General features: G+C 45.0%; 21 protein-coding genes. 15 read left to right on the plus strand and 6 right to left on the minus strand.

Translation table 11 applies throughout. The annotated features are described in order from the left end of the window. The first annotated feature begins 533 nt into the window (after positions 1 to 533). The 3 genes from AB6E51_RS19985 to AB6E51_RS19995 are packed head-to-tail and all read left to right on the plus strand — an operon-like array spanning position 534 to position 3,256. Positions 534 to 755: a FeoA family protein gene (locus AB6E51_RS19985; protein WP_004734203.1), complete on the plus strand. Its 222-nt coding sequence runs from the start codon at positions 534 to 536 to the stop codon at positions 753 to 755. Further along, entirely contained in the window at positions 756 to 3,029 is a 2,274-nt protein-coding gene (gene feoB, locus AB6E51_RS19990) for a Fe(2+) transporter permease subunit FeoB (RefSeq protein WP_017061939.1), read from the plus strand. Beyond that, on the plus strand, positions 3,026 to 3,256 hold the full coding sequence (locus AB6E51_RS19995) for a FeoC-like transcriptional regulator (protein WP_017061938.1): 231 nt from the start codon (positions 3,026 to 3,028) through the stop codon (positions 3,254 to 3,256). Before feoB ends, AB6E51_RS19995 begins: the two co-directional genes overlap by 4 nt. A gap of 132 nt (positions 3,257 to 3,388) precedes the next feature. On the opposite strand, the gene AB6E51_RS20000 is transcribed toward AB6E51_RS19995, so the two are convergent. Together AB6E51_RS20000 and argS are read right to left on the minus strand one after the other, a co-directional pair. Then, positions 3,389 to 3,817 (minus strand): HIT domain-containing protein, encoded by a 429-nt coding sequence (locus tag AB6E51_RS20000; RefSeq protein WP_017061937.1) that lies wholly within the window; start codon positions 3,815 to 3,817, stop codon positions 3,389 to 3,391. A 391-nt stretch (positions 3,818 to 4,208) separates the two neighbouring features. Beyond that, positions 4,209 to 5,942 carry an arginine--tRNA ligase gene (argS, locus tag AB6E51_RS20005; RefSeq protein WP_372058227.1) on the minus strand — a complete coding sequence of 578 codons (1,734 nt, stop codon included), beginning with the start codon at positions 5,940 to 5,942 and terminating at the stop codon, positions 4,209 to 4,211. A gap of 347 nt (positions 5,943 to 6,289) precedes the next feature. On the opposite strand from argS, the gene AB6E51_RS20010 reads away from it, so the two are divergent. After that, a complete protein-coding gene (locus AB6E51_RS20010) occupies positions 6,290 to 6,886 on the plus strand; it encodes a VOC family protein (protein WP_017070298.1) in 597 nt (198 codons plus the stop codon). Positions 6,887 to 7,201: 315 nt separating this feature from the next. Here the strand turns inward: AB6E51_RS20010 and purU are convergent, their stop codons facing one another. Then, on the minus strand, positions 7,202 to 8,035 hold the full coding sequence (gene purU / locus AB6E51_RS20015; RefSeq protein ID WP_029235131.1) for a formyltetrahydrofolate deformylase: 834 nt from the start codon (positions 8,033 to 8,035) through the stop codon (positions 7,202 to 7,204). A 283-nt stretch (positions 8,036 to 8,318) separates the two neighbouring features. Between purU and AB6E51_RS20020 the strand changes: the two genes are divergently transcribed. The 8 genes from AB6E51_RS20020 to rnd all read left to right on the plus strand — a co-directional run bounded on the left by AB6E51_RS20020 (position 8,319) and on the right by rnd (position 16,307). Further along, positions 8,319 to 8,519, plus strand: coding sequence for a hypothetical protein (locus AB6E51_RS20020; RefSeq protein WP_372058226.1), 201 nt, complete (start codon positions 8,319 to 8,321; stop codon positions 8,517 to 8,519). A 160-nt stretch (positions 8,520 to 8,679) separates the two neighbouring features. After that, positions 8,680 to 10,608, plus strand: a complete 1,929-nt coding sequence (locus tag AB6E51_RS20025) for an ATP-dependent DNA helicase (RefSeq protein WP_372058225.1) — start codon at positions 8,680 to 8,682, stop codon at positions 10,606 to 10,608. A 59-nt stretch (positions 10,609 to 10,667) separates the two neighbouring features. Further along, positions 10,668 to 11,369, plus strand: a complete 702-nt coding sequence (tsaB, locus tag AB6E51_RS20030; protein ID WP_017062379.1) for a tRNA (adenosine(37)-N6)-threonylcarbamoyltransferase complex dimerization subunit type 1 TsaB — start codon at positions 10,668 to 10,670, stop codon at positions 11,367 to 11,369. A gap of 72 nt (positions 11,370 to 11,441) precedes the next feature. Beyond that, complete coding sequence (locus AB6E51_RS20035) at positions 11,442 to 11,747, plus strand: hypothetical protein (RefSeq protein WP_017062378.1); 306 nt, start codon at positions 11,442 to 11,444, stop codon at positions 11,745 to 11,747. A gap of 35 nt (positions 11,748 to 11,782) precedes the next feature. Further along, on the plus strand, positions 11,783 to 12,343 hold the full coding sequence (locus AB6E51_RS20040) for a Slp family lipoprotein (protein WP_017062377.1): 561 nt from the start codon (positions 11,783 to 11,785) through the stop codon (positions 12,341 to 12,343). 49 nt (positions 12,344 to 12,392) lie between these two features. Next, positions 12,393 to 13,244, plus strand: a complete 852-nt coding sequence (locus AB6E51_RS20045; RefSeq protein WP_372058224.1) for an alpha/beta fold hydrolase — start codon at positions 12,393 to 12,395, stop codon at positions 13,242 to 13,244. A 106-nt stretch (positions 13,245 to 13,350) separates the two neighbouring features. Then, positions 13,351 to 15,045, plus strand: a complete 1,695-nt coding sequence (gene fadD, locus AB6E51_RS20050) for a long-chain-fatty-acid--CoA ligase FadD (RefSeq protein ID WP_017062375.1) — start codon at positions 13,351 to 13,353, stop codon at positions 15,043 to 15,045. 143 nt (positions 15,046 to 15,188) lie between these two features. After that, a complete protein-coding gene (rnd, locus tag AB6E51_RS20055) occupies positions 15,189 to 16,307 on the plus strand; it encodes a ribonuclease D (RefSeq protein WP_017062374.1) in 1,119 nt (372 codons plus the stop codon). 129 nt (positions 16,308 to 16,436) lie between these two features. On the opposite strand, the gene minE is transcribed toward rnd, so the two are convergent. From minE to minC, 3 genes are read right to left on the minus strand one after another with little or no spacing between them, the layout of a single operon-like run. Next, positions 16,437 to 16,700 (minus strand): cell division topological specificity factor MinE, encoded by a 264-nt coding sequence (minE, locus tag AB6E51_RS20060; RefSeq protein WP_010436847.1) that lies wholly within the window; start codon positions 16,698 to 16,700, stop codon positions 16,437 to 16,439. 6 nt (positions 16,701 to 16,706) lie between these two features. After that, the gene (gene minD, locus AB6E51_RS20065) at positions 16,707 to 17,519 is read right to left on the minus strand and encodes a septum site-determining protein MinD (protein WP_009848498.1); all 813 of its coding nucleotides are present in this window, start codon (positions 17,517 to 17,519) and stop codon (positions 16,707 to 16,709) included. A 21-nt stretch (positions 17,520 to 17,540) separates the two neighbouring features. Continuing rightward, positions 17,541 to 18,203 carry a septum site-determining protein MinC gene (gene minC / locus AB6E51_RS20070; protein WP_017063419.1) on the minus strand — a complete coding sequence of 221 codons (663 nt, stop codon included), beginning with the start codon at positions 18,201 to 18,203 and terminating at the stop codon, positions 17,541 to 17,543. A gap of 219 nt (positions 18,204 to 18,422) precedes the next feature. Between minC and AB6E51_RS20075 the strand changes: the two genes are divergently transcribed. The 3 genes from AB6E51_RS20075 to AB6E51_RS20085 all read left to right on the plus strand — a co-directional run bounded on the left by AB6E51_RS20075 (position 18,423) and on the right by AB6E51_RS20085 (position 20,798). Continuing rightward, entirely contained in the window at positions 18,423 to 18,713 is a 291-nt protein-coding gene (locus tag AB6E51_RS20075; protein ID WP_017062372.1) for a YcgL domain-containing protein, read from the plus strand. A gap of 30 nt (positions 18,714 to 18,743) precedes the next feature. Next, positions 18,744 to 19,742: a lytic transglycosylase domain-containing protein gene (locus tag AB6E51_RS20080; RefSeq protein ID WP_017062371.1), complete on the plus strand. Its 999-nt coding sequence runs from the start codon at positions 18,744 to 18,746 to the stop codon at positions 19,740 to 19,742. A gap of 135 nt (positions 19,743 to 19,877) precedes the next feature. Further along, complete coding sequence (locus tag AB6E51_RS20085) at positions 19,878 to 20,798, plus strand: LysR family transcriptional regulator (protein WP_372058229.1); 921 nt, start codon at positions 19,878 to 19,880, stop codon at positions 20,796 to 20,798. Positions 20,799 to 20,828: the final 30 nt, after the last annotated feature.

Here is a 20,828-nt window from a genome sequence, read left to right on the forward strand (position 1 = left end):
GAGATACGAGATACGAGATACGAGATACGAGATACGAGATACGAGATACGAGATAAATGGGGAGTTTAAAAAGGTTGTTGGGATAAAACAAAGGGAAGAAAAAAATATCGTGGCATAGCCGGGGGGACTATACCACGGGTGCCAACGACACCTTCGCTTGCTGCCGGAGTGATATAGCAAAGCCATATCACCTCTGGAATAAAATTAAAGAGAAGTAGTTTCTCTTCGATGGAGTAACTATACGTCCAGCTACTTATTTTACTTATAAAATTAACGACAGATACCTATGATAAAACCGACATTGTCTCAAGTAATTGATAATTAATGATTTGTTTTTGTTTGGGAGGGTTTGTACTAGTGAGGTAGTTCTCGCTAGTTGTTGAAAGTAACGTTTTTGACGTAAACGTTTTTAACGAAACTTACGAGTATGTATTTTCGAAAACATTGATTTCACACAATAGAATTGTGGGCATGTATGTGTATCATGGCGTTAATAACAATCTTTCTCATTATCAGTCACGAATTGGGTACTTATGAAACTCTCACAACTAGAGCAAGGAAAGGCGGCTTCTATTGTTGCACTAACAGGTTTAACACCAGACGTAAGGAAGAAACTTATGGTCATGGGTATGTTGCCAAAAACCGAGGTGACGCTTATCCGCCGTGCACCTATGGGTGATCCGCTTCAAGTTGAAGTGAGAGGTGTTTCTATCGCCATTCGTGAAAGCATTGCAGAACAAATCGAGGTTATCTAAATGGATTATCAAGTTCTTACCGTTGGTAACCCGAATAGTGGTAAAACAACACTGTTCAACGCACTGACTGGTGCTAAGCAGCACGTTGGTAACTGGGTTGGTGTCACTGTTGAAAAGAAGACGGGTTTATACTCGCACGCTGGTGATCAGTTTCAACTAACGGATTTACCGGGTATCTACGCACTAGACAGTGGTAATGATGCGAACAGCATCGATGAGTCTATCGCGTCTCGCGCTGTTTTAACTCACCCAGCAGATGTGATCATCAATGTTGTCGACGCTAACTGTCTAGAACGAAGCTTATATATGACATTACAGCTGCGTGAGTTGGGTCGCCCAATGATCGTTGTGTTGAACAAAATGGATGTATTAAAGCGCGAACGTCAGGTGATTAACCTTAAAGCACTAGAGAAAGAGCTAGGTTGCCCAGTTCTAAGCTTGTCTGCAAACGATAAAGGTCAAGTGGTTCGCTTTAAAGAGCGTCTGCATAAACTGCTTGTTCAAGGTGTGAGCCTTGACCCTATCTCTATTGATTACGATGCCGCGTTAGAAGCTCTTATCCCTTCTGTTGAGTCACAATTTGATGATGCTGACGTATCTCACCGAGCGCTAGCGATTCGTGCTTTAGAAAATGATTACTTGGTATTGAATGGTTTAGCCCCACAAACTCGCACTCAAATTGATAGCGTGCGTCTTGGTGCCGATTTCGATATTGACCTTGCTGTTGCTGACGCTAAATACACTTTCTTACATGACCTTTGTAAACGTGTTCGTCGCAGCGAAGGCAAACTAAGCCGTAACTTTACAGAGAAAGCAGACCAATTCATTTTGAACAAATGGGTCGGTATTCCTTTCTTCTTCGTTATCATGTACCTAATGTTCATGTTCTCTATCAATATCGGTAGTGCGTTTATCGACTTCTTCGATATTGGTGTTGGAGCAATATTAGTTGATGGTGGACACCACTTATTAGATGGCCATTTACCAGTTTGGTTAGTCACTGTACTTGCTGATGGTATTGGCGGCGGTATCCAAACGGTTGCGACCTTTATTCCTGTTATCGCAGCGCTTTACCTATTCTTAGCGGTACTAGAAAGCTCAGGCTACATGGCTCGTGCTGCATTTGTACTTGATAAAGTGATGCAGAAGATTGGTTTACCGGGTAAAGCATTTGTCCCACTTGTACTGGGCTTTGGTTGTAACGTGCCTTCAATCATGGCAACTCGTACTCTTGACCAAGAGCGCGAACGTAAACTAGCAGCATCAATGGCGCCGTTTATGTCATGTGGTGCTCGTTTACCGGTATACGCACTGTTCGCGGCGGCGTTCTTCCCAGGTGCAGGACAAAACGTAGTATTCGCTCTGTACATCATGGGTATCGTTGCTTCTGTATTTACGGGTTTGTTCCTGAAAAACACGATCTACCCAGGTAGCAGTGATAGCTTAGTGATGGAAATGCCAGATTACGAATTGCCGACAGTGCAAAACGTAATGTTGAAAACTTGGCAGAAGCTGAAGCGTTTCGTACTTGGTGCAGGTAAAACAATCGTGATGGTTGTGGCTATTCTTAGCTTCCTAAACTCTCTAGGTATGGACGGCAGCTTTGGTAACGAAGATAGCGAAAACTCAGTACTGTCTAGAGCAGCTCAAGTTGTAACACCTGTATTCCAACCAATTGGTATTACTGAAGAGAACTGGCCTGCAACGGTTGGTATCATCACAGGTATTTTCGCTAAAGAAGCCGTTGTTGGTACATTAAATAGCCTATATACAACGCCTTCTGATGAAGAAGCAGCTGAGTTTGACTTAGCAGCAAGCCTGCAAGAAGCGGTAATGACGATCCCTGAAAACCTAGCCGGATTGAGCTACTCAGATCCATTAGGTATTGAAGTTGGCGACTTGTCTGACTCTAATTCTGTAGCAGCTGACCAAGAAGTCGATACCTCTATCTTTGGTAACTTGAAAGACAAGTTTGTATCTGGTCATGCGGCATTCGCTTACTTGATTCTTATCCTGCTTTACACGCCTTGTGTGGCCGCGATGGGTGCTTATGTTCGTGAATTTGGTCAGACGTTTGCACGCTTCATCGCGGTTTGGACGATGGCTCTTGGTTACTTTGGTGCGACTTTCTACTACCAAGCGGCAAACTTTGCTGCGCATCCTGTGACAAGTGCAGTATGGATGGTGGCGATTGCTGGTGGTTTTGTGGTGACGTATCGCGTCTTCAAGAAAGTGGGCAGTAAGCAGAAAGCACTAGAGGTGCAAGTAGTATGATTTTAACTGAACTTCATCAATACATTGATAGCCACGGCGTTGCGGCTCGTAAAGAGCTCGCTGCAAAGTTTGGCATGAGTGAAGATGGCGTCGATGCGATGCTGAGTGTTTGGGTCAAGAAAGGGAAAGTTTCTCGCTTGGTCGATACGAATAAGCATGGTCATACAACGCGTATTCGCTACACCATCAGCAAACAAGATGGTTTGTCGCTTAACGTGATGATGTAGTTCGGTCTTCAGACTCTCGTTGAAAAAGGCGAGATTAGAAAATGACAAAGCCGCTTATCTAAGATGAGCGGCTTTTTGTTATGTGTCTTTTCTGAAGTGTTTTGCTTTAAAGCTCAATGAGATGAACTAGAATTATGCTTTCTTGAAGATAGAGCTCAGTGACAGAACGTTTTGGATACGAGTCAGGATAGCGGCTTGATCTTCTTCACTGCGCTGTTCGCCTTTTGTATTACCCCATACTGGGCCGGGCCAAGCAATGTCGTCTTTGAAGCGTGCAATATGGTGGATGTGCAGTTGTGGCACCATATTACCCAGCGCACCAAGGTTCAATTTGTCTGGTTGGAACGTTGCTTCTAATGCTTGGCTTACCGCCTGAGATTCATGTAGGAACTGCTGTTGCTCTTTCATTGGTAAGTGGTGCAACTCTTTTAGGTTGGCACGTTTTGGTACCAAGATAACCCAAGGCACTGCGTTATCTTTGTGTAGCAGGGCTAAGCTCAGTGGAAATTCGCCGATAAGTGTGGTGTCTTTCGCAAGTTGCGGGTGAAGTTCGAAGCTCATGATCTTTCCAATTAATTGTTTTACATGAGTATAAGGTCGGAGTTTGAATGTGGCTAGGGCTTACGTTCTCAATAAGCAGATTCCCTATCACGTTCGTCCCTCACTGTAGGGAATGATGGTGAGAAGAGGGATAACGATTTGGTGTGGTTTGATGGCGCATCATTGATGTTGTCTTGGATTCACTACACCTATTCTCGTCATCTCCTAGAGCGACGAATGAGCGTAATAGGAGATCTCTTGCTGTGTAGGTTAGCTAATCGCTTAAATAATCGAGTAAACAAACCTCCAGACAAAAAAAAGGTTGACGCTTTCACGTCAACCTTTCTAATTTTCTCGAATCTCGAATCTCGAATCTCGAATCTCGAATCTCGAATCTCGAATCTCGAATCGCTTACATGCGCTCTAGAGTGTCGATACCTAAAAGCGACAGACCTTGCTTGATCGTCTTCGCTGTTAGTGCAGCAAGCTTCAGACGGCTCTGCTTAACAGCTTTGTCTTCAGCAACTAGGATAGGGCAAGCTTCGTAGAAGCTAGAAAATTGACCAGCTAGTTCGAATAGGTAGCTACACATGATGTGTGGTTGACCTTCACGAGCAACAGACTGTACTGCTTCTTCAAACTGTAGAAGTTTCGCGATAAGCGCTTTCTCTTTCTCTTCATTGATTTTGATTTCACCTTCAAGCGAGTCCATAGAAATGCCAGCTTTAGCAAATACAGAAGCAACACGAGTGTATGCGTACTGCATGTATGGTGCTGTGTTGCCTTCGAATGCAAGCATGTTGTCCCAATCGAACACGTAGTCAGTAGTGCGGTGCTTAGAAAGGTCTGCGTACTTAACCGCTGCCATAGCAACAGTGTTCGCGATCGCTTTCTTCTCGTCTTCTGCTAGTTCTGGGTTCTTAGATTCGATTAGCTGCGCTGCACGAACTTCGGCTTCATCAAGAAGATCAGCAAGACGAACAGTACCGCCTGCACGAGTCTTGAATGGTTTACCGTCTTTACCTAGCATCATGCCGAATGCGTGGTGCTCAAGAGAAACAGATTCTGGGATGTAACCTGCTTTACGAACGATAGTCCAAGCTTGCATTAGGTGTTGGTGCTGACGTGAGTCGATGAAGTAAAGTACGCGGTCTGCGCCTAGTTCTTCAAAACGGTATTTTGCACAAGCGATATCAGTGGTTGTGTAAAGGAAGCCGCCGTCACGTTTCTGGATGATAACGCCCATTGGGTCGCCATCTTTGTTTTTGTATTCGTCTAGGAATACAACCTGTGCGCCGTCATCTTCTTTTGCAAGACCTTGCTCTTTTAGGTCAGCAACGATAGTTGGAAGCATGTGGTTGTACATGCTTTCGCCCATTACGTCATCACGCGTTAGAGACACGTTTAGGCGATCGTAGTTGCGTTGGTTTTGAATCATTGTTACGTCAACAAGCTTCTTCCACATCTCTGCGCAGAACTCGTCGCCGCTTTGTAGTTTAACAACGTAGCCACGTGCTTTAACTGCGAACTCTTCGTCTTCATCGTAAAGCTTTTTAGATTCACGGTAGAAGCCTTCAAGGTCAGCAAGTTCCATTGAAACTTCGCCAGACTCAGCCTGAACGCGCTCAAGGTTTGCGATAAGCATACCAAATTGAGTACCCCAGTCACCGATGTGGTTAGCACGGATAACGTTGTGGCCTAGGAACTCAAGAGTACGAACGACCGCATCACCGATGATGGTTGAACGTAGGTGACCAACGTGCATCTCTTTCGCAACGTTTGGTGCAGAGTAATCCGCAACAATTGTTTGTGTTTCTGCTACTGCAACACCAAGGCGAGAATCAGCCAATGCTGCGTCTGCTTGTTTGGCTAGGAAAGCTTCATCTAGGAAGATGTTTAGGAAACCCGGACCTGCGATTTCAACTTTAGACGCGATACCGTCTAGGTTTAGAACGTCCAATACTTTTTGAGCAAACTCTCGAGGATTAGTGCCTAGTCGCTTAGCAACGCCCATAACGCCGTTTGCTTGGTAGTCACCAAATTGTGGTTTTGCAGATTGGCGAACAGCCGCAGGAGAGCCTGCAGGTGCGCCAGCGGCTTCTAGAGCCTGAGATACTTTGTCATTAATAAGTGCTTGGATATTCACACGCGTTTCCTTCAATTCAAGGATGATAAGAGTGGCCGTTAATTCTTGGTCATTAAATTGGTTAATTATGCTTCTAGTTAACGATTTAATGCCAAAATCAGCAGCAGACTCTGTTTAAGTTCACAGAAATGGCGGTAATCATACCAATTTTGTGCGGTTTCTTATAGGTCGAATTGATAGAAAATTAACATTTCCTGAGTGGTTTTTGACAATCGACTTTTAGCAAGACGCGTTTGCATGTTTAAGGAGCGAAAAGAACATAGTTATTGAGTGTTTTTTGTAAAAGCAACGCTTGTTGCAAAAGGCAAAACTGATAACATGCAGCCATTATTTGGAGAACACAGACAATGATGATGAGCCTGAAGCAAGCTGAACTAGAACCACAACAAATGATCGCCCGCCTTGATACTTTTATGGCAAAAATCGAGAGCCTAGGAAATACATTAGGTTTGGATTTAAGCTTTGCTCAAGCGGATCATATTGCGCTGCGAATCAATGACACTGAGCTAGCGAAATCTGCCCATCAAGCGTGGTCTGAGTACGGCTCTATGATTTCTGAGGCGATGATTAATGGTCGTCCAATTGTGGTGTTGGCTTTCGATGAACCCTTGCAAAGCCTTGGCTGGAAAATTGAATGTTTGGAGCTGCCATATCCAGCAGAAGGTAAGATTTACCCAAGCCAAGATTGGGAACATGTAGAGTTTGTGATTCCTTCTCATGCCCAAACAGCTGATGAGTATCTAGCGGATCTTAAAGAAACTTACCCGCAGTTCGCTGCTAACTTTGAAACGCTGGGTGAGCAAGGCGTTAAGATCAAACTCTCTAGCCCGAAAGGCGAGGGTGAACGCTTGAATAACCCAACAGTGGCTTTTAAACATCAAGGGATTTGCATCAAGCTGCATCCACACTCTTTGAAGAAGATTGTGGAATCAGAACAGGCTTAATTTGAATAGAGAGTTGCTAGGAAAGAGATTCCTGATCTCGCCTTGGCTCGTCGGAATGACGGGGTGTTCGATGAAATTTTCCAGAGTCTATCTTTGGATAGTGACAGACTGAGCGTTCGAGAGCGTATGTTAGAGCCTATAGCTCGAAGGTTCATCACCGAGTTCGTCATTCCCGATAGCGACGAAGGAGCGTAGTCGGGAATCTCTCAAAGCGAGTCTGATCATCAGATACAAAAAACGCGCGATGGGCTTTCCCTATTGCGCGTTTTTTATTGGGTTCTAACTGGAAGTCTTACCGGAAATCGAATATCCGATTTACAGAATTACAGTCTTGTTGCCGTAAACAAACACATGATCATTGATCACCTTGTTTAACGCCTTACTTAATACATTCTTCTCTACGTCACGACCGGCTTGTGCCATGTCTTTCGCGCTGAAGTTGTGATCCACAGGGATAACATCTTGCTTGATGATTGGACCTTCATCCAAATCATTCGTCACAAAGTGTGCCGTTGCGCCAATGATCTTCACGCCGCGCTCATACGCTTGTTGGTATGGCTTCGCGCCAATAAATGCTGGCAAGAAGCTGTGGTGGATATTGATGATCTTGTGGTGGTATTTTTCAACAAAACCTGGTGTCAGCACTCGCATGTACTTAGCCAAAACAAGGTAATCCGCCTCGTACTGGTCAATCACTTCTAGCATCTTCTTCTCATGTTCTTCACGGTTTAGCCCTTCGTGAGAAACATGGTGGTAAGGGATGTCAAAACGCTCGGTTAGGCTTTGTAGAATGTCGTAGTTACCGACAACGGCCGCAATTTCAACGTCTAAGCTGCCATCGAAGTTCTTCATTAGAATGTCGCCAAGGCAGTGTGCTTCCTTGGTCACGAGTATCACAACACGCTTGCGAGACGAATCAACAAGCTTACGTTTCGTATTTGGTGGCAGGGCTTGATCTAAATCGGCAAGTAAGGTTTCGTCATTGAAATACCCTTCAAGCTCGGTGCGCATAAAGAAGTGGCCACTTGTGTTATCTACGAACTCATTGTTGTGAATAATATTGAGTTGGTGCTTATAACAAATATTGGTGATCTTAGAGATGAGGCCGGGGGCATCAGTACAATGTGTTAGTAAAGTTTTTCTTTCCATTTGCATCTTACTTCCATGAAATGTTGCACTTATTATATGAAATCGGGATTCTTCAAATTTAATGCAGGCCGTCGAACGGTGAACTGAGCCGCAATATCACCGTTATAATTAATCTATTATCAATTTGGTTTCAACAAAATCTACCGTTCATTTAGGGGATTAATAAATTGAGAGGCTTAACAAATTCAGGTAGAGGTTAGATTTCTGACGGTTTTAACCGATATTCTCGGTCAAGTTCCACTAGAGCGAGCCAACATTTTCAGCCATGCATAGGTGATCATTTATGGATAAAGAGTTACTAGCGAAAAAGTTATATTGTAAGCGTGTAAATTCATTAGTTGGTGATGTTCAGGTGGACGGCAACGTTCTTGATGAAATGTGGGAAAGCAAAGCTTCTCCGACTGATGCTGCTAAAGCTATGCAACCAAGTGATTCCGGTTTTTCTGGGGCGTCTTGGTTATCTCGTTACTTGAATCGCAAGTAGTTAAACAACCCCTTCATTTGTTTTGGGCTAGGTTGGTTAACAAGACTTAGCCTGCTATGTTCTATTCGATAGACACCTCCGGTGTGCAGTCATTTCTGATTCGCACCGGCTCACTAAACCTGCCATAATTCGCCTTCTATTTTTCTAAACCACGTACTCTATGATATCTAAAACGTTTTCTGCTGATGGTGCTCTGGGTAAAGCGATCCCTGGGTTTCAACCACGACAAGCTCAGTTGGACATGGCTGAGGCGGTCTCACAGGCCATTGAGCAACAAAGCCAATTGGTTGTTGAGGCAGGGACGGGTACCGGTAAGACGTTTGCTTACCTAGTACCGGCACTGCTGAGTGGTAAGAAAACTATTATCAGTACGGGGTCGAAAAACCTTCAAGAGCAGTTGTTTCATCGTGATTTACCATTAATGGTCGATGCGCTTGGTTTTTATGGTCAGGTTGCTCTGCTGAAAGGTCGTTCAAACTATTTGTGTTTGGACAGGCTCAGTCGCCAGATGATCGAAAGTCATGGCACTCATACCGATCCAACGCTGTTAGCTCAGTTGGTGAAAGTGCGCAGCTGGTCTTCGGCGACTCAAACTGGTGACTTAGGCGATTGCGATGATATTGCTGAAGATAGCCCAGTTATTCCAACCATTACCTCGACTAACGACAACTGCTTAGGCAAAGAATGCCCGAGCTACACTGATTGCTTTGTGCTTAAGGCGCGTAAAAAAGCGATGGATTCGGATGTTGTCGTAGTAAACCACCATCTATTCCTCGCGGATTTAGCGATCAAAGAAACCGGGTTTGGTGAGCTGATACCTGAAGCCGATGTGTTTATCTTCGATGAAGCGCATCAACTTCCCGATATCGCCAGTCAGTATTTCGGACAATCAGTATCAAGCCGACAAATCCAAGAACTAGCCAAAGACATTGAAATCGCTTACCGCACTGAAGCCAAAGACATGCGGCAGCTGCAAAAGGTTGGCGAGAGGCTCATTCAATCAGCCGCCGATTTACGCATTGTGCTCGGCGACACCGGCTTTCGTGGTAACTGGCGTGAAGCATTGAAGTCAGAGTCGATTGCGAGAGAGCTCGTGCGTTTACAAGATGCGTTGCAACTGGCTGTGGATGTATTGAAATTAGCATTGGGTCGAAGCCAGTTGTTAGACACGGCTTTTGAGCGTGCAACCATGATTAAGTCGCGTATCGAACGTGTGTGTGATGTGTCGATTACCGGTTATTCCTATTGGTATGACACCACACCGCGCCACTTTGCTCTGCATATCACACCGCTTTCTGTCGCCGATAAATTCCACGAACAGATTGAGCTGAAGCCGGGCGCATGGGTGTTTACCTCAGCAACCTTGGCGGTGTCGGATGATTTCGAACACTTTACTTCTCGATTAGGGTTAAAACCGTCGGCACAGTTTTCACTGCCGAGCCCGTTTGATTATCCGAATCAAGCGCGCTTGTGTGTGCCTCGTTATCTTCCAGAACCGAATAGCCCCGGTCTCGCGGATAAGCTAGTAAGAATGCTGACTCCTGTGATTGAGCAAAACCAAGGCCGCTGTTTCTTCTTGTGTACTTCACACAGCATGATGAAAGAGTTGGGGGAGCGATTCCGTGAAACCCTCTCGGTTCCCGTTCTATTGCAAGGTGAGACAAGTAAGCAAAAAACCTTAGCCGAATTCATGGAATTAGGTAACGCATTGCTGGTGGCTACAGGTGCTTTCTGGGAGGGGATAGATGTTAGGGGCGACGCATTAAGCTGTGTTATCATCGATAAATTGCCCTTTACAGCCCCTGATGACCCTTTACTTAAGGCTCGAATCGAGGACTGTAAGCTAAAAGGGGGTGATCCTTTTGCACAAGTACAGTTGCCAGACGCTGTGATTACCTTGAAACAAGGTGTCGGCCGATTGATACGTGACAAGCGCGATAATGGTGCTTTGATTATTTGCGATAACCGATTGGTGACTCGCGATTACGGTGGCATATTTTTGGCGAGTTTACCGCCTATCCCTCGTACACGTGACTTAGGGGTCATTAAAGAATTCTTAGCTAAAGACCATTCAACCGCTGCTGAGTAATTGGCATTGTTGAGTTTAGCCATTATTTTTAGATTAGATAACGAATATTTGAGACACAAATGAGCGCGAAAATTCTTGCAGTAGATACCGCAACTGAAAACTGTTCAGTTGCATTAGTAATTGGTGACCAGGTGTTCGCACGTAGCGAAGAGGCTCCTCGAGACCATACGAAGAAAATTCTACCTATGGTGGATGAAGTACTGAAAGAAGCGAATGTCGCTTTAACCGATATCGATGCTATCGCGTTTGGCCAAGGCCCAGGCAGTTTCACGGGTGTGCGTATTGGTATTGGTATTGCTCAGGGCTTGGCTTTTGGTGCGGATTTACCAATGATTGGTGTCTCTACACTGGCAGCGATGGCGCAAGGCAGCTACCGTAAATTTGGTGAAACTCATGTAGCAACAGCGATTGATGCGCGTATGAGCGAAGTGTACTGGGCTCGTTACAGCCGCGAACAAGATGGTCGTTGGACTGCGGTTGATGCCGAATGTGTAACGCCACCAAGTGAACTGGCTGCGCAGTTAGAAGCAGATTCTGAAATATGGGCGAAAGTCGGTACCGGCTGGGAAGCTTATGCCGAGCATATGGATACACTTGCGATCAACACCAAAGCGTGTGAAGTGCTATTCCCAGAAGCTCAAGATATGGCGTTCCTTGCTCAATTTGCTTACGCAGAAGGTAAAGCGGTTGCAGCAGAAGAATCTGAGCCAGTTTATCTTCGTGACAAAGTGACTTGGAAGAAACTGCCAGGTCGCGAATAATTTTTACAAGGTTCTGATGCAAATTAGATCTAAATGCGTATTATTTAGATTTGAGAGGGCAGATATTTAGTCATGGTATCAATTAACAACTTACCTCCTTCTTCGATAGGCAGCACGTCTAAGCCGAATCGAATTAAAAAGAAGGAGCAGGCAAAAAAATCTGATGCTAGCACTGCGGTTGGGCAACCGACTAAGGTCGCTAATGCTGTTTCTCACTCTATTCGTCAAGTTAAAGAGTCTGAGCTACACAAGGCTCAAATCCAGTATGATCTTCCAGAAGGCCGAGGACGTAAGGCTATGGAAGAGTATATGGATGTAATGAATCAGGCGAAGAAAGAAGAACTTGCAAAGCTTATCGGTGTCGATATCTACATCTAGAGCTTCTTATTAATGCCTGTTTAAGGACCAGAACCATGTCAAATTATCTCTCTAAATTACGCTTAATAGCCTTTTCTCTTGGTGTATTGGTACTTGCCGGGTGTTCATCACTTCCTAGCGAGCTTGAAGCAAAATCAGAGCCTGTAATTAGCGATTACCAACAGTGGGTCGACCAACTACCGGATGCGCAAAGTGTTCGATTAGGTGGCGTTATCTCTAAAGTGACCAACTTGAAAGATAAGACTCGAATCGAAGTCGCTAATATGCCGATTTCGAGTAGCGGTAAGCCAGATCTAGACGCAGAGCCAAGCGGACGTTTTGTTGGTTATATTGAAGGGTACGTTGAGCCTCTAAGCTTTGCAGAAGGTCGTCTGATTACTTTGGTTGGTCAGTCAATTGGAAGTGAAGATGGAAAAATAGGGGAATACCCTTACACCTTCCCTGTAATGAAAGTAGACAACCAACGCCTGTGGAACATTACTGAGCGCGTTGTTGTTAACGATTTTGCACCAACCTACTACTCGTGCAGAAGTTTACATTGCCGCAGTTTTCAAACGATGCCAAGACAAGGTCGAGTGATACAAGACGTAGAGTAATTAACTTTATCCGATGTTGATTACGCAAACAGATGGAACTACATGTTTGATGATTGAAAAGTCATACTCCCTCGCGAGCGGGACGCTTGCAACACAACAGATTGGCAACCCACAAACGACCGCAACGACGGTCGTTTTTATTCATGGGTGGTTGGATAATTCGTCCAGCTTTAATCAGGTTATGCAGCAAGTCGCCAAGTTTGCGCCCAATGCTCACCTTGTTGCTATCGATCTCTTCGGACACGGCTTCTCGTCGCACAAATCGGGAAGTTACTACCCATTTCATGATTATATAGATGACTTGCATCAGTTGGTGACTAAATTATCGCCAAACAGACTGGTACTGGTAGGACATTCACTTGGTGCATTGATAGCAAGTTGCTATAGTGCCGCCTTTCCTGAAAAGGTGTCAGGATTAATTCAAATTGAAGGTCACGGACCTCTTTCTGAAGCTCCCCAAGAAACGGTTTCTCGCTTGAGAGATGGGGTACTCAGTCGTCTTCGACAGCGAAGAAAGCCTTCACGTCCTCTGGCAAGCCTTGAGGATGCTATTAAGCTGAGAGCTCACGCCAACCAAATTAATGCTGAATTAATCGCTCCTATTGTTGAGCGAGGTATTGTCGAGTTCGAGAACTCTTGGCAATGGCGATGCGACCCTAATCTAAAATGTGACTCGTTATATCGAATGTCACAAGCGCACGCTGAAGCGATTATGGCGGCTATTGAATGCCCTCAATTAATAATCCTAGGCAATGATGGATTCCGACATTTGCAGCATAATCGCTACAAATCAGTGCATAGTCCTCTGCAAATAGAGACTGTTCCTGGTGGACATCATTGTCATTTAGAGAGCCCAGAGCTAGTTTCAGAGCTAATTCTTGGTGTAGTTAACAAAATTTAAACAAGTGTTTGAGCCTTTTAGTGCTCATGCACTAAAGCTGTGCTGTAATACCGCAATGATAAAAAGCGGCGAAGCAGTCGTCAGCTGATAAACGAGGAGTAACATCGTGGATAAACCTTGGCTTTCACGTTATCCAAGTGACGTACCAGAAACGATCAACCCAGATCAGTACCCATCTCTTGTAGAAATGTTTGAACAGTCGGTACAGAAGTACGCGGACCAACCTGCATTCGAGAACATGGGCTCGATTATGACATTCCGTAAGCTTGAAGAGCGCAGCCGTGCTTTTGCCGCTTACCTACAGAATGACTTGAAACTGAAGAAGGGCGATCGCGTCGCGCTAATGATGCCAAACCTACTGCAATACCCAATTGCACTATTTGGTGTATTGCGTGCAGGTATGATTGCAGTGAATGTCAACCCACTGTACACACCTCGTGAGCTTGAACATCAACTGAACGATTCTGGTGCAAAGGCGATTGTTATCGTATCTAACTTTGCGAGCACGCTAGAGAAAGTCGTTGATAACACGCCGGTTAAACACGTTGTTCTAACTAGCCTAGGGCAAATGCTGCCACGCGCGAAAGGGACAATTGTCGACTTTGTAGTGAAATACGTAAAAGGCATGGTGCCTAAGTATGATCTGCCGGGTGCTATCTCATTCAGAAAAGCGCTGCACAAAGGTCGTCGTCTTCAATATGTGAAACCGTTCATGGCGGGTGATGACATCGCGTTCCTACAGTACACTGGTGGTACAACAGGTGTAGCGAAGGGCGCAATCCTAACGCACCGCAATATGATTGCGAACGTACTTCAAGCGAAAGGGGCTTACGGTCCTGTTCTGCAAGAAGGCCGCGAGTTGGTGGTAACGGCATTACCGCTTTACCACGTATTTGCACTGACGGTGAACTGCTTACTGTTTGTTGAGATGGGTGGTCGTAACCTTCTAATTACTAACCCTCGTGACATTCCTGGCTTTATTAAAGAGCTGCAAAAGGTTCCGTTTACCGCAATTACCGGCGTAAACACCTTGTTTAATGCGCTAGTTAATAACGAAGATTTCCACGAGTTGGATTTCAGTAACCTACGCCTATCTGTTGGCGGCGGCATGGCGGTTCAACGCGCTGTTGCTGAGCAATGGAAGAAAGCGACAGGCATTCACCTATTGGAAGGCTATGGCTTAACTGAGTGTTCACCACTGGTAACGGGTAACCCATACGACCTGAAAGACTACACAGGTGCTATCGGCCTACCAGTACCATCGACAGAAGTTCGTATTGTTGATGATGAAGGTAAGGTTATTGCTAATGACCAAGTAGGCGAGCTACAAGTTCGTGGCCCTCAAGTGATGCAAGGTTACTGGCAGCGCCCTGAAGCGACCAAAGAAGTGATCGATCAAGACGGTTGGTTATCGACAGGTGACATCGTTAAGTTTGATGACGAAGGCTTGTTGTACATCGTTGACCGTAAGAAGGACATGATTCTTGTATCAGGCTTCAACGTCTACCCGAACGAGATTGAAGACGTTGTGGCTCTGCATGGTAAAGTGCTTGAAGTAGCAGCTATCGGTCAACCTCATGAAGTGTCTGGTGAATTGGTTAAGATCTACGTTGTGAAGCGTGACCCTAGCCTGACCAAAGAAGACATTATCGCGCACTGTCGTGAGCACTTAACGGGTTACAAAATCCCTAAATTAGTCGAGTTCAGAGATGATCTTCCAAAGACTAACGTAGGTAAGATCTTACGCCGCGTACTGCGTGAAGAAAACGATGCAGAACTTGCGAAACGCGCTAGCGAATAATTAGCCCGTTTGCGCGAAAGTACTGCACCAAAACCATTGAGGCGCTTAATCTAAGCGAGCGCTGAAAAATGGTGTTAGAATGCCGACAGTTAATGTCGGCATTTTTGTATCCGGCGATCAAATAGAAACCTGTGAGAGTTTTTGTGGATTATCAAATCATTACCCAATTGAAAGACCTTGAGCGAGTTTGCCAACAAGCACGTGAAGCCGATGTCGTTATGCTTGATACGGAGTTCGTTCGTACTAGAACCTATTACCCTCAATTAGGCTTGATTCAGTTATTTGATGGTGAAACGCTGTCACTGATTGACCCTATTGCTCTTGATGACATGACACCGTTCGTTACCTTGTTGAAAGACGCATCAGTATTGAAAGTGCTGCACGCGTGCGGTGAAGATTTGGAAGTGTTCCAGAACGCATTTGGCTGTACACCAACACCAATGGTTGATACACAGATCATGGCGGCTTTCTTAGGTCATGGTTTATCAACGGGCTTTGCTGCTCTGGTTTCAGAGTTTGTCGGTGTCGATCTCGATAAGAGTGAATCTCGCACAGACTGGCTAGCGCGTCCGCTTTCTCAAAAACAATTGGACTACGCAGCAGCAGACGTGCATTACCTAATGCCAATGTACAACAAGCTTCTAGAAAAAGTGATGGAAGCTGGCTGGTGGGAAGCGGCTCAGCAAGAGTCTGATTTACAAGTTGCCAAGCGCATTCGTAAAGTAAACCCAGATACAGCCTACCTTGATATTAAAGGGGCGTGGCAGCTTAAACCTAAGCAATTAGCGATCTTACGACCTCTAGCAACTTGGCGTCTAAAAGAAGCAATCAAGCGCGATTTAGCGCTGAACTTTGTCTTCAAAGAACAAGACCTATGGGCTGTGGCGCGTTTTGCGATGAAAGATCCCAAGCACATGGAGCAAGAGGGTTTTGATTACCGCTCTGTGCGTCGCCATGGTGCGAAGATCAGCTCAATCGTAAAGTTAGCGGAACATACACCAGAAGAAGAGTACCCAGCACCAGTAGAACGTCTAATGGACTTCCCTGGCTACAAGCAACTCTTCAAAGTGCTGAAAGATGAAGTGAAAACAGCATCACAACACAGTGGTTTGGCGACGGAATTCTTGGCATCGAAGAAGCAACTTAACCAAATGTTAAGCTGGGTGTGGAAGCACGATCGTAACCCAGAAAAGCTGCCTGATGTTATGCAAGGCTGGCGTTTAGATGTGGTTGGCGAAAAGCTGAGTAAAGCGATCAAATAACCGCTTGCTGCTTTAAAGCCTAACTTAGTTACAGTTATAAACTGCACATACAAAAAAGAGAGCCTAGGCTCTCTTTTTTATTCAATCAATACAAGCAAGTGTATTACCTGCCAATCTTGTTCAGAAAGATTATCGATCTTCTTCTGGAAGCTTAACATTCAACTCTAACACTGAGATGTCGTCATCTTTGTGTTCAAAAGTCAGATCAACCATTGATGGATCGACCTCAACGTACTTGGCAATACACTTCAAGATGTCTTCTTTTAGTTGCGGCAGGTAAGACGGCGCTGGGTCGTCATGGCTGCGTCGTTCGGCAACAATGATCTGCAAACGTTCTTTGGCTAGGTTTGCGGTTGTCTTTTTCTGTGGTCTAAAAAACTCTAATAATGACATTGTGCATTAGCCCCCGAACAGTCGTTTGAAGATGCCTTTCTTCTGTTCCGTTAAGAAGCGGAAGTCAACTTGGCTACCCAGTAGTCGCTCTACAGTATCATTGTAAGCCATACCTGCGTCGGTTGCTTCGTCAAAGATAACTGGAACACCCTTGTTCGATGCGTTCAGTACCGCTTGGCTCTCTGGAATTACACCCAGTAGAGAGATGTGCAGGATTTCTTCAACGTCTTCAACACTGAGCATCTCACCTTGAGTTACACGTGCTGGGTTGTAGCGAGTCAATAGAAGGTGTGTTTTCACTGGCTCTAAGCCGTCTTCAGAACGACGAGATTTAGAGTCAAGAATACCTAGAATACGGTCTGAATCGCGTACTGAAGAGACTTCTGGGTTGGTGGTTACAATCGCTTCATCAGCGAAGTACAACGCCATAAGAGCGCCTTGTTCGATACCCGCAGGAGAATCACAGATGATGAAATCAAAGCCCATTTCATCCAGTTCATCAAATACACGACGAACACCATCTTTTGTTAGTGCGTCTTTATCACGAGTTTGAGAAGCAGGAAGAATGAACAGGTTCTCTGTGCGCTTGTCTTTGATCATCGCTTGGTTCAGCGTCGCTTCACCATTGATAACATTAACGAAGTCGTACACAACACGACGCTCACAACCCATGATTAAATCTAGGTTACGCAGACCGATATCAAAGTCGATAACTGCGGTTTTCTTTCCTTTTAAAGCCAGACCCGAGGCAATAGCTGCACTGGAGGTCGTTTTGCCTACCCCGCCTTTACCTGACGTTACAACGATAATGCGTGCCATTCTGTTTTCCTTTTATTTCTCTTATATTGCGAGGACATCAACGTGTAATACATCGTTTGCCATACTGAACATGGTTTTCTTCTGCCAGTACTCGCTTTCAATTTGATCGCTGAGCCAGTAATTTCCAGCAATGGAAACCAGCTCGGCTTGTAAGTCATTACAAATTATTTTTGCTTCAGTTTGACCACTTGCACCTGCAATCGCACGGCCGCGTAAAGTGCCATGAATATGGATGCTGCCATCGGCAATCACTTCCGCGCCTGCACTCACATGGCTGAGTATCAATAGATCGCCATCTTTCGCATAAACCTGCTGACCAGAACGAATAGGGGTTCTAATCACTTTGATTGGTGCCATTTTCGCTGGAGCTTGAGATGGCGACTTGCTTGCCGTCATCACTGCAAAACCGGCTTCTTTAGCGAGGTTTTGCATTCGCTTATCAGAACAGCCTGCCACACCAACCGGGATCATGCCCGCTTGAGATATACCATTTTTAAGTTGCACAAAATCGATATCGCCCGCGACTTTACTGATGTTGATAACAACAGGTGCGGCAGCGAAAAACGTAGGTGCTTGGTCTACTTTCTCTTGAAGAAAAGAGACTGCATTTTCGACTTGATCATCGGATAAGTGCAAAACAGATAGCGTAAAGCTGCTACCTTTTAGATCTGGGTTACTAGACATCGAAAAACTACAGGACCTCAATAGCGGATTAGTACAATTTCTTTATCAATAAAATAAAGGGCATTGCCTGAAACTAGGTTTATCATGTTATATTCCCAAACCAAGCACAGCAAGTAATCTTGTTGTCAAATGGACGTTTTGTTCCCAATATTTCCCTAACATAAACTATTGATCTCGCAAGTGAGAGTTTTGTAGTCATAATCAATTAAAAGGTTTGTCATGCTGTGTTCTATATATAAAAGCTCAAAGAAAGAAGGAACATACCTTTATATCCCTAAGAAGGATGATTTTTCACAAGTTCCTGACGCATTGATGCAAATGTTTGGTAAACCTAGTTTTGTAATGGTAATTAAAATGGATGGCCGTAAACTGGCTCAAGTAAACATCGAAAAAGTGAAAGAATCACTGAATACCGATGGTTTCTTTTTACAGGTTCCGCCACCACCAGTTAACGAACTTGAGCTTCATAAAGAGCGTAAAGCTCAACAGAAATCTCAAGACGAAGAGTGATAGCCACCTCAATTCAAGGAGGAGTGATCGTTGAGTAAATTTTCGAAAACCATATTGGCTGTGTCGGCATTACTATTGGGTAATAGCCTGACCATAAGTTCAGTACAAGCTGAAGAACTGAGCTTCGAGCAATATGTAGAAAAACTAAAACAACAAGGCCGTGAAGAAGGCATCTCTGAAGCGATCATTGATGAAGCCTTTGATGGTGTAACGTTTAAGCCAAGAGCGGTAAAAGCCGACAAAAACCAACCTGAGAAAAAACTGACTCTGGATGAATACATTCCACGAGCGGTTCCAGATTGGAAAGTGAAGCAAGCAAGGTCACTCTACAAGGAGCATTACACCGCGTTAAAGCGTATTGGTGATGAATATGGTGTTCAACCAAGATTCATTGTCGCGCTATGGGGCGTTGAGAGTAATTTTGGTAAGTTCACGGGCAATTACAGCGTTATCGACGCCCTAACGACCATGGCTTATGAAGGACGCCGAGAAGCTTTCTTCCGTAGCGAAGCGATGGCGGCATTGAAGATTCTTGATCAAGGCCATATTGCACCAAAAGAGATGAAAGGCTCTTGGGCTGGTGCGATGGGTCAACCTCAGTTTATGCCAAGCTCATTCTTAGCTTACGCCGCTGATGGCAGTGGTGATGGCAAGAAAGACATTTGGGGCACTGAAGAAGACGTATTTGCTTCGGCGGCCAATTATCTCAGCCAATCAGGGTGGGATGACAAATATACTTGGGGTCGTCAGGTTCATGTTCCGTCAACTGTGTCGATCGATTTACAAGGTCGAGACGAAGACAAAGCGAAATACTTAAAAGAGTGGTCTGAACTCGGTATTAAACGCTATGACGATCGCCCACTGCCAACACTTGATGAAGACATTAAAGCTTGGTTAATCATGCCGGATGATGAAACCGGACGTTCGTACCTCATTTATAACAACTACAATGTGTTAATGAAGTGGAATCGTTCTTACTACTTTGCTTTGGCAGTAAGCCACCTAGCCGACAGAATTAAGTTTGATTAACAGACCTAAGTCGCTTTGAATAGCATTTGGCCTATCATAGGCAGAACGAACTAAAGGACTCTTCGGAGTCCTTTTTGATTTTATATTTCAGAGATTTAATAAGGTGATCTTGTGCTAACAGATAGAGCTGCACAGATGGTGATATTCCATGCGCTGATCAAGCACGAAGGCTTTACCAGTGCTGCAAAAAGCTTGAACGTTTCGGTGTCTCATATCAGTAAGCAAGTCGCTTTGCTTGAAGACTCAATCGGCATCAAGTTGGTACAACGAACCACACGAAGCCTCACGCTGACTGAAGCGGGAGACGTGTTCTATCAACATTGTGAGCAGCTGTTTAACACGGTGAAAGCAGCTCAGATGGATATGGATAGCCAGCGCGATGGTATCTCTGGAATACTACGCGTCGGTTTGTCGCAGTCATTTGGCACACTCCATATCATTCCGGCGATTGATCAACTCAGACAGCTTTATCCTCAGTTGAGAATCGAGGTCCACTTGTTCGACTATAAGGTGGACATGATTGAAGAGCGCTTGGATCTCTGGATCACCAACAATGAAGATTTGCCTGAAGGTTACATTGCGCAGCGATTAGCCGACAGTCAGTTTGTGGTGGCTGCGTCACCGGATTATCTGATTAAGGCTGGGACGCCACATGTACCTTCCGATTTGATTGACCATAACTGTCTTATCTATCGCAGCCGTGAACGAGATTACACATCGTGGGCGTTTGACAACGGGCAAGAAAACCTCAGCGTCAAAGTCGCGGGCGATTACTCAGTCGATTTGGCTGAGGCAGTACGAGACGCGGCAGTATCAGGGTGGGGCGTTGCTTATTTGGCGACTTACTTAGTGAAAGAAGAGTTTAGAACGGGCAAGCTCATTCAAGTATTGCCAGAGTGGAGAGCCAGTCAGCTGATGCCATTCTATGCCGTTTACCCGAGCCGAAAGAATATGCCGAAGAAGCTTTCGGCAGTGATTGAGTTCATTAAAGATCATATCGGGTCGCCGACGTATTGGGACAAAAACCTCAAAACTTGCGTTGAACTGCATCGCTAACTGTTTCCTAATCTATAAATATAATTTCCA

It is taken from the genome of Vibrio sp. 10N.247.311.47 (assembly GCF_041467535.1).
GTDB lineage: Bacteria > Pseudomonadota > Gammaproteobacteria > Enterobacterales > Vibrionaceae > Vibrio > Vibrio crassostreae_C.

Bases quoted from the DNA above. Each gene is read 5' to 3' on its own strand.
- minC (WP_017063419.1), bottom strand. From the start codon at position 18,203: ATGTCTAGTAACCCAGATCTAAAAGGTAGCAGCTTTACGCTATCTGTT.
- AB6E51_RS20020 (WP_372058226.1), top strand. From the start codon at position 8,319: ATGGATAAAGAGTTACTAGCGAAAAAGTTATATTGTAAGCGTGTAAAT.
- feoB (WP_017061939.1), top strand. From the start codon at position 756: ATGGATTATCAAGTTCTTACCGTTGGTAACCCGAATAGTGGTAAAACA.
- AB6E51_RS20035 (WP_017062378.1), top strand. From the start codon at position 11,442: ATGGTATCAATTAACAACTTACCTCCTTCTTCGATAGGCAGCACGTCT.
- tsaB (WP_017062379.1), top strand. From the start codon at position 10,668: ATGAGCGCGAAAATTCTTGCAGTAGATACCGCAACTGAAAACTGTTCA.
- AB6E51_RS20075 (WP_017062372.1), top strand. From the start codon at position 18,423: ATGCTGTGTTCTATATATAAAAGCTCAAAGAAAGAAGGAACATACCTT.
- minD (WP_009848498.1), bottom strand. From the start codon at position 17,519: ATGGCACGCATTATCGTTGTAACGTCAGGTAAAGGCGGGGTAGGCAAA.
- minE (WP_010436847.1), bottom strand. From the start codon at position 16,700: ATGTCATTATTAGAGTTTTTTAGACCACAGAAAAAGACAACCGCAAAC.
- AB6E51_RS20045 (WP_372058224.1), top strand. From the start codon at position 12,393: ATGATTGAAAAGTCATACTCCCTCGCGAGCGGGACGCTTGCAACACAA.
- AB6E51_RS20000 (WP_017061937.1), bottom strand. From the start codon at position 3,817: ATGAGCTTCGAACTTCACCCGCAACTTGCGAAAGACACCACACTTATC.
- AB6E51_RS20085 (WP_372058229.1), top strand. From the start codon at position 19,878: ATGGTGATATTCCATGCGCTGATCAAGCACGAAGGCTTTACCAGTGCT.
- purU (WP_029235131.1), bottom strand. From the start codon at position 8,035: ATGGAAAGAAAAACTTTACTAACACATTGTACTGATGCCCCCGGCCTC.
- AB6E51_RS20040 (WP_017062377.1), top strand. From the start codon at position 11,783: ATGTCAAATTATCTCTCTAAATTACGCTTAATAGCCTTTTCTCTTGGT.
- AB6E51_RS20025 (WP_372058225.1), top strand. From the start codon at position 8,680: ATGATATCTAAAACGTTTTCTGCTGATGGTGCTCTGGGTAAAGCGATC.
- AB6E51_RS19995 (WP_017061938.1), top strand. From the start codon at position 3,026: ATGATTTTAACTGAACTTCATCAATACATTGATAGCCACGGCGTTGCG.
- AB6E51_RS20010 (WP_017070298.1), top strand. From the start codon at position 6,290: ATGATGATGAGCCTGAAGCAAGCTGAACTAGAACCACAACAAATGATC.
- AB6E51_RS19985 (WP_004734203.1), top strand. From the start codon at position 534: ATGAAACTCTCACAACTAGAGCAAGGAAAGGCGGCTTCTATTGTTGCA.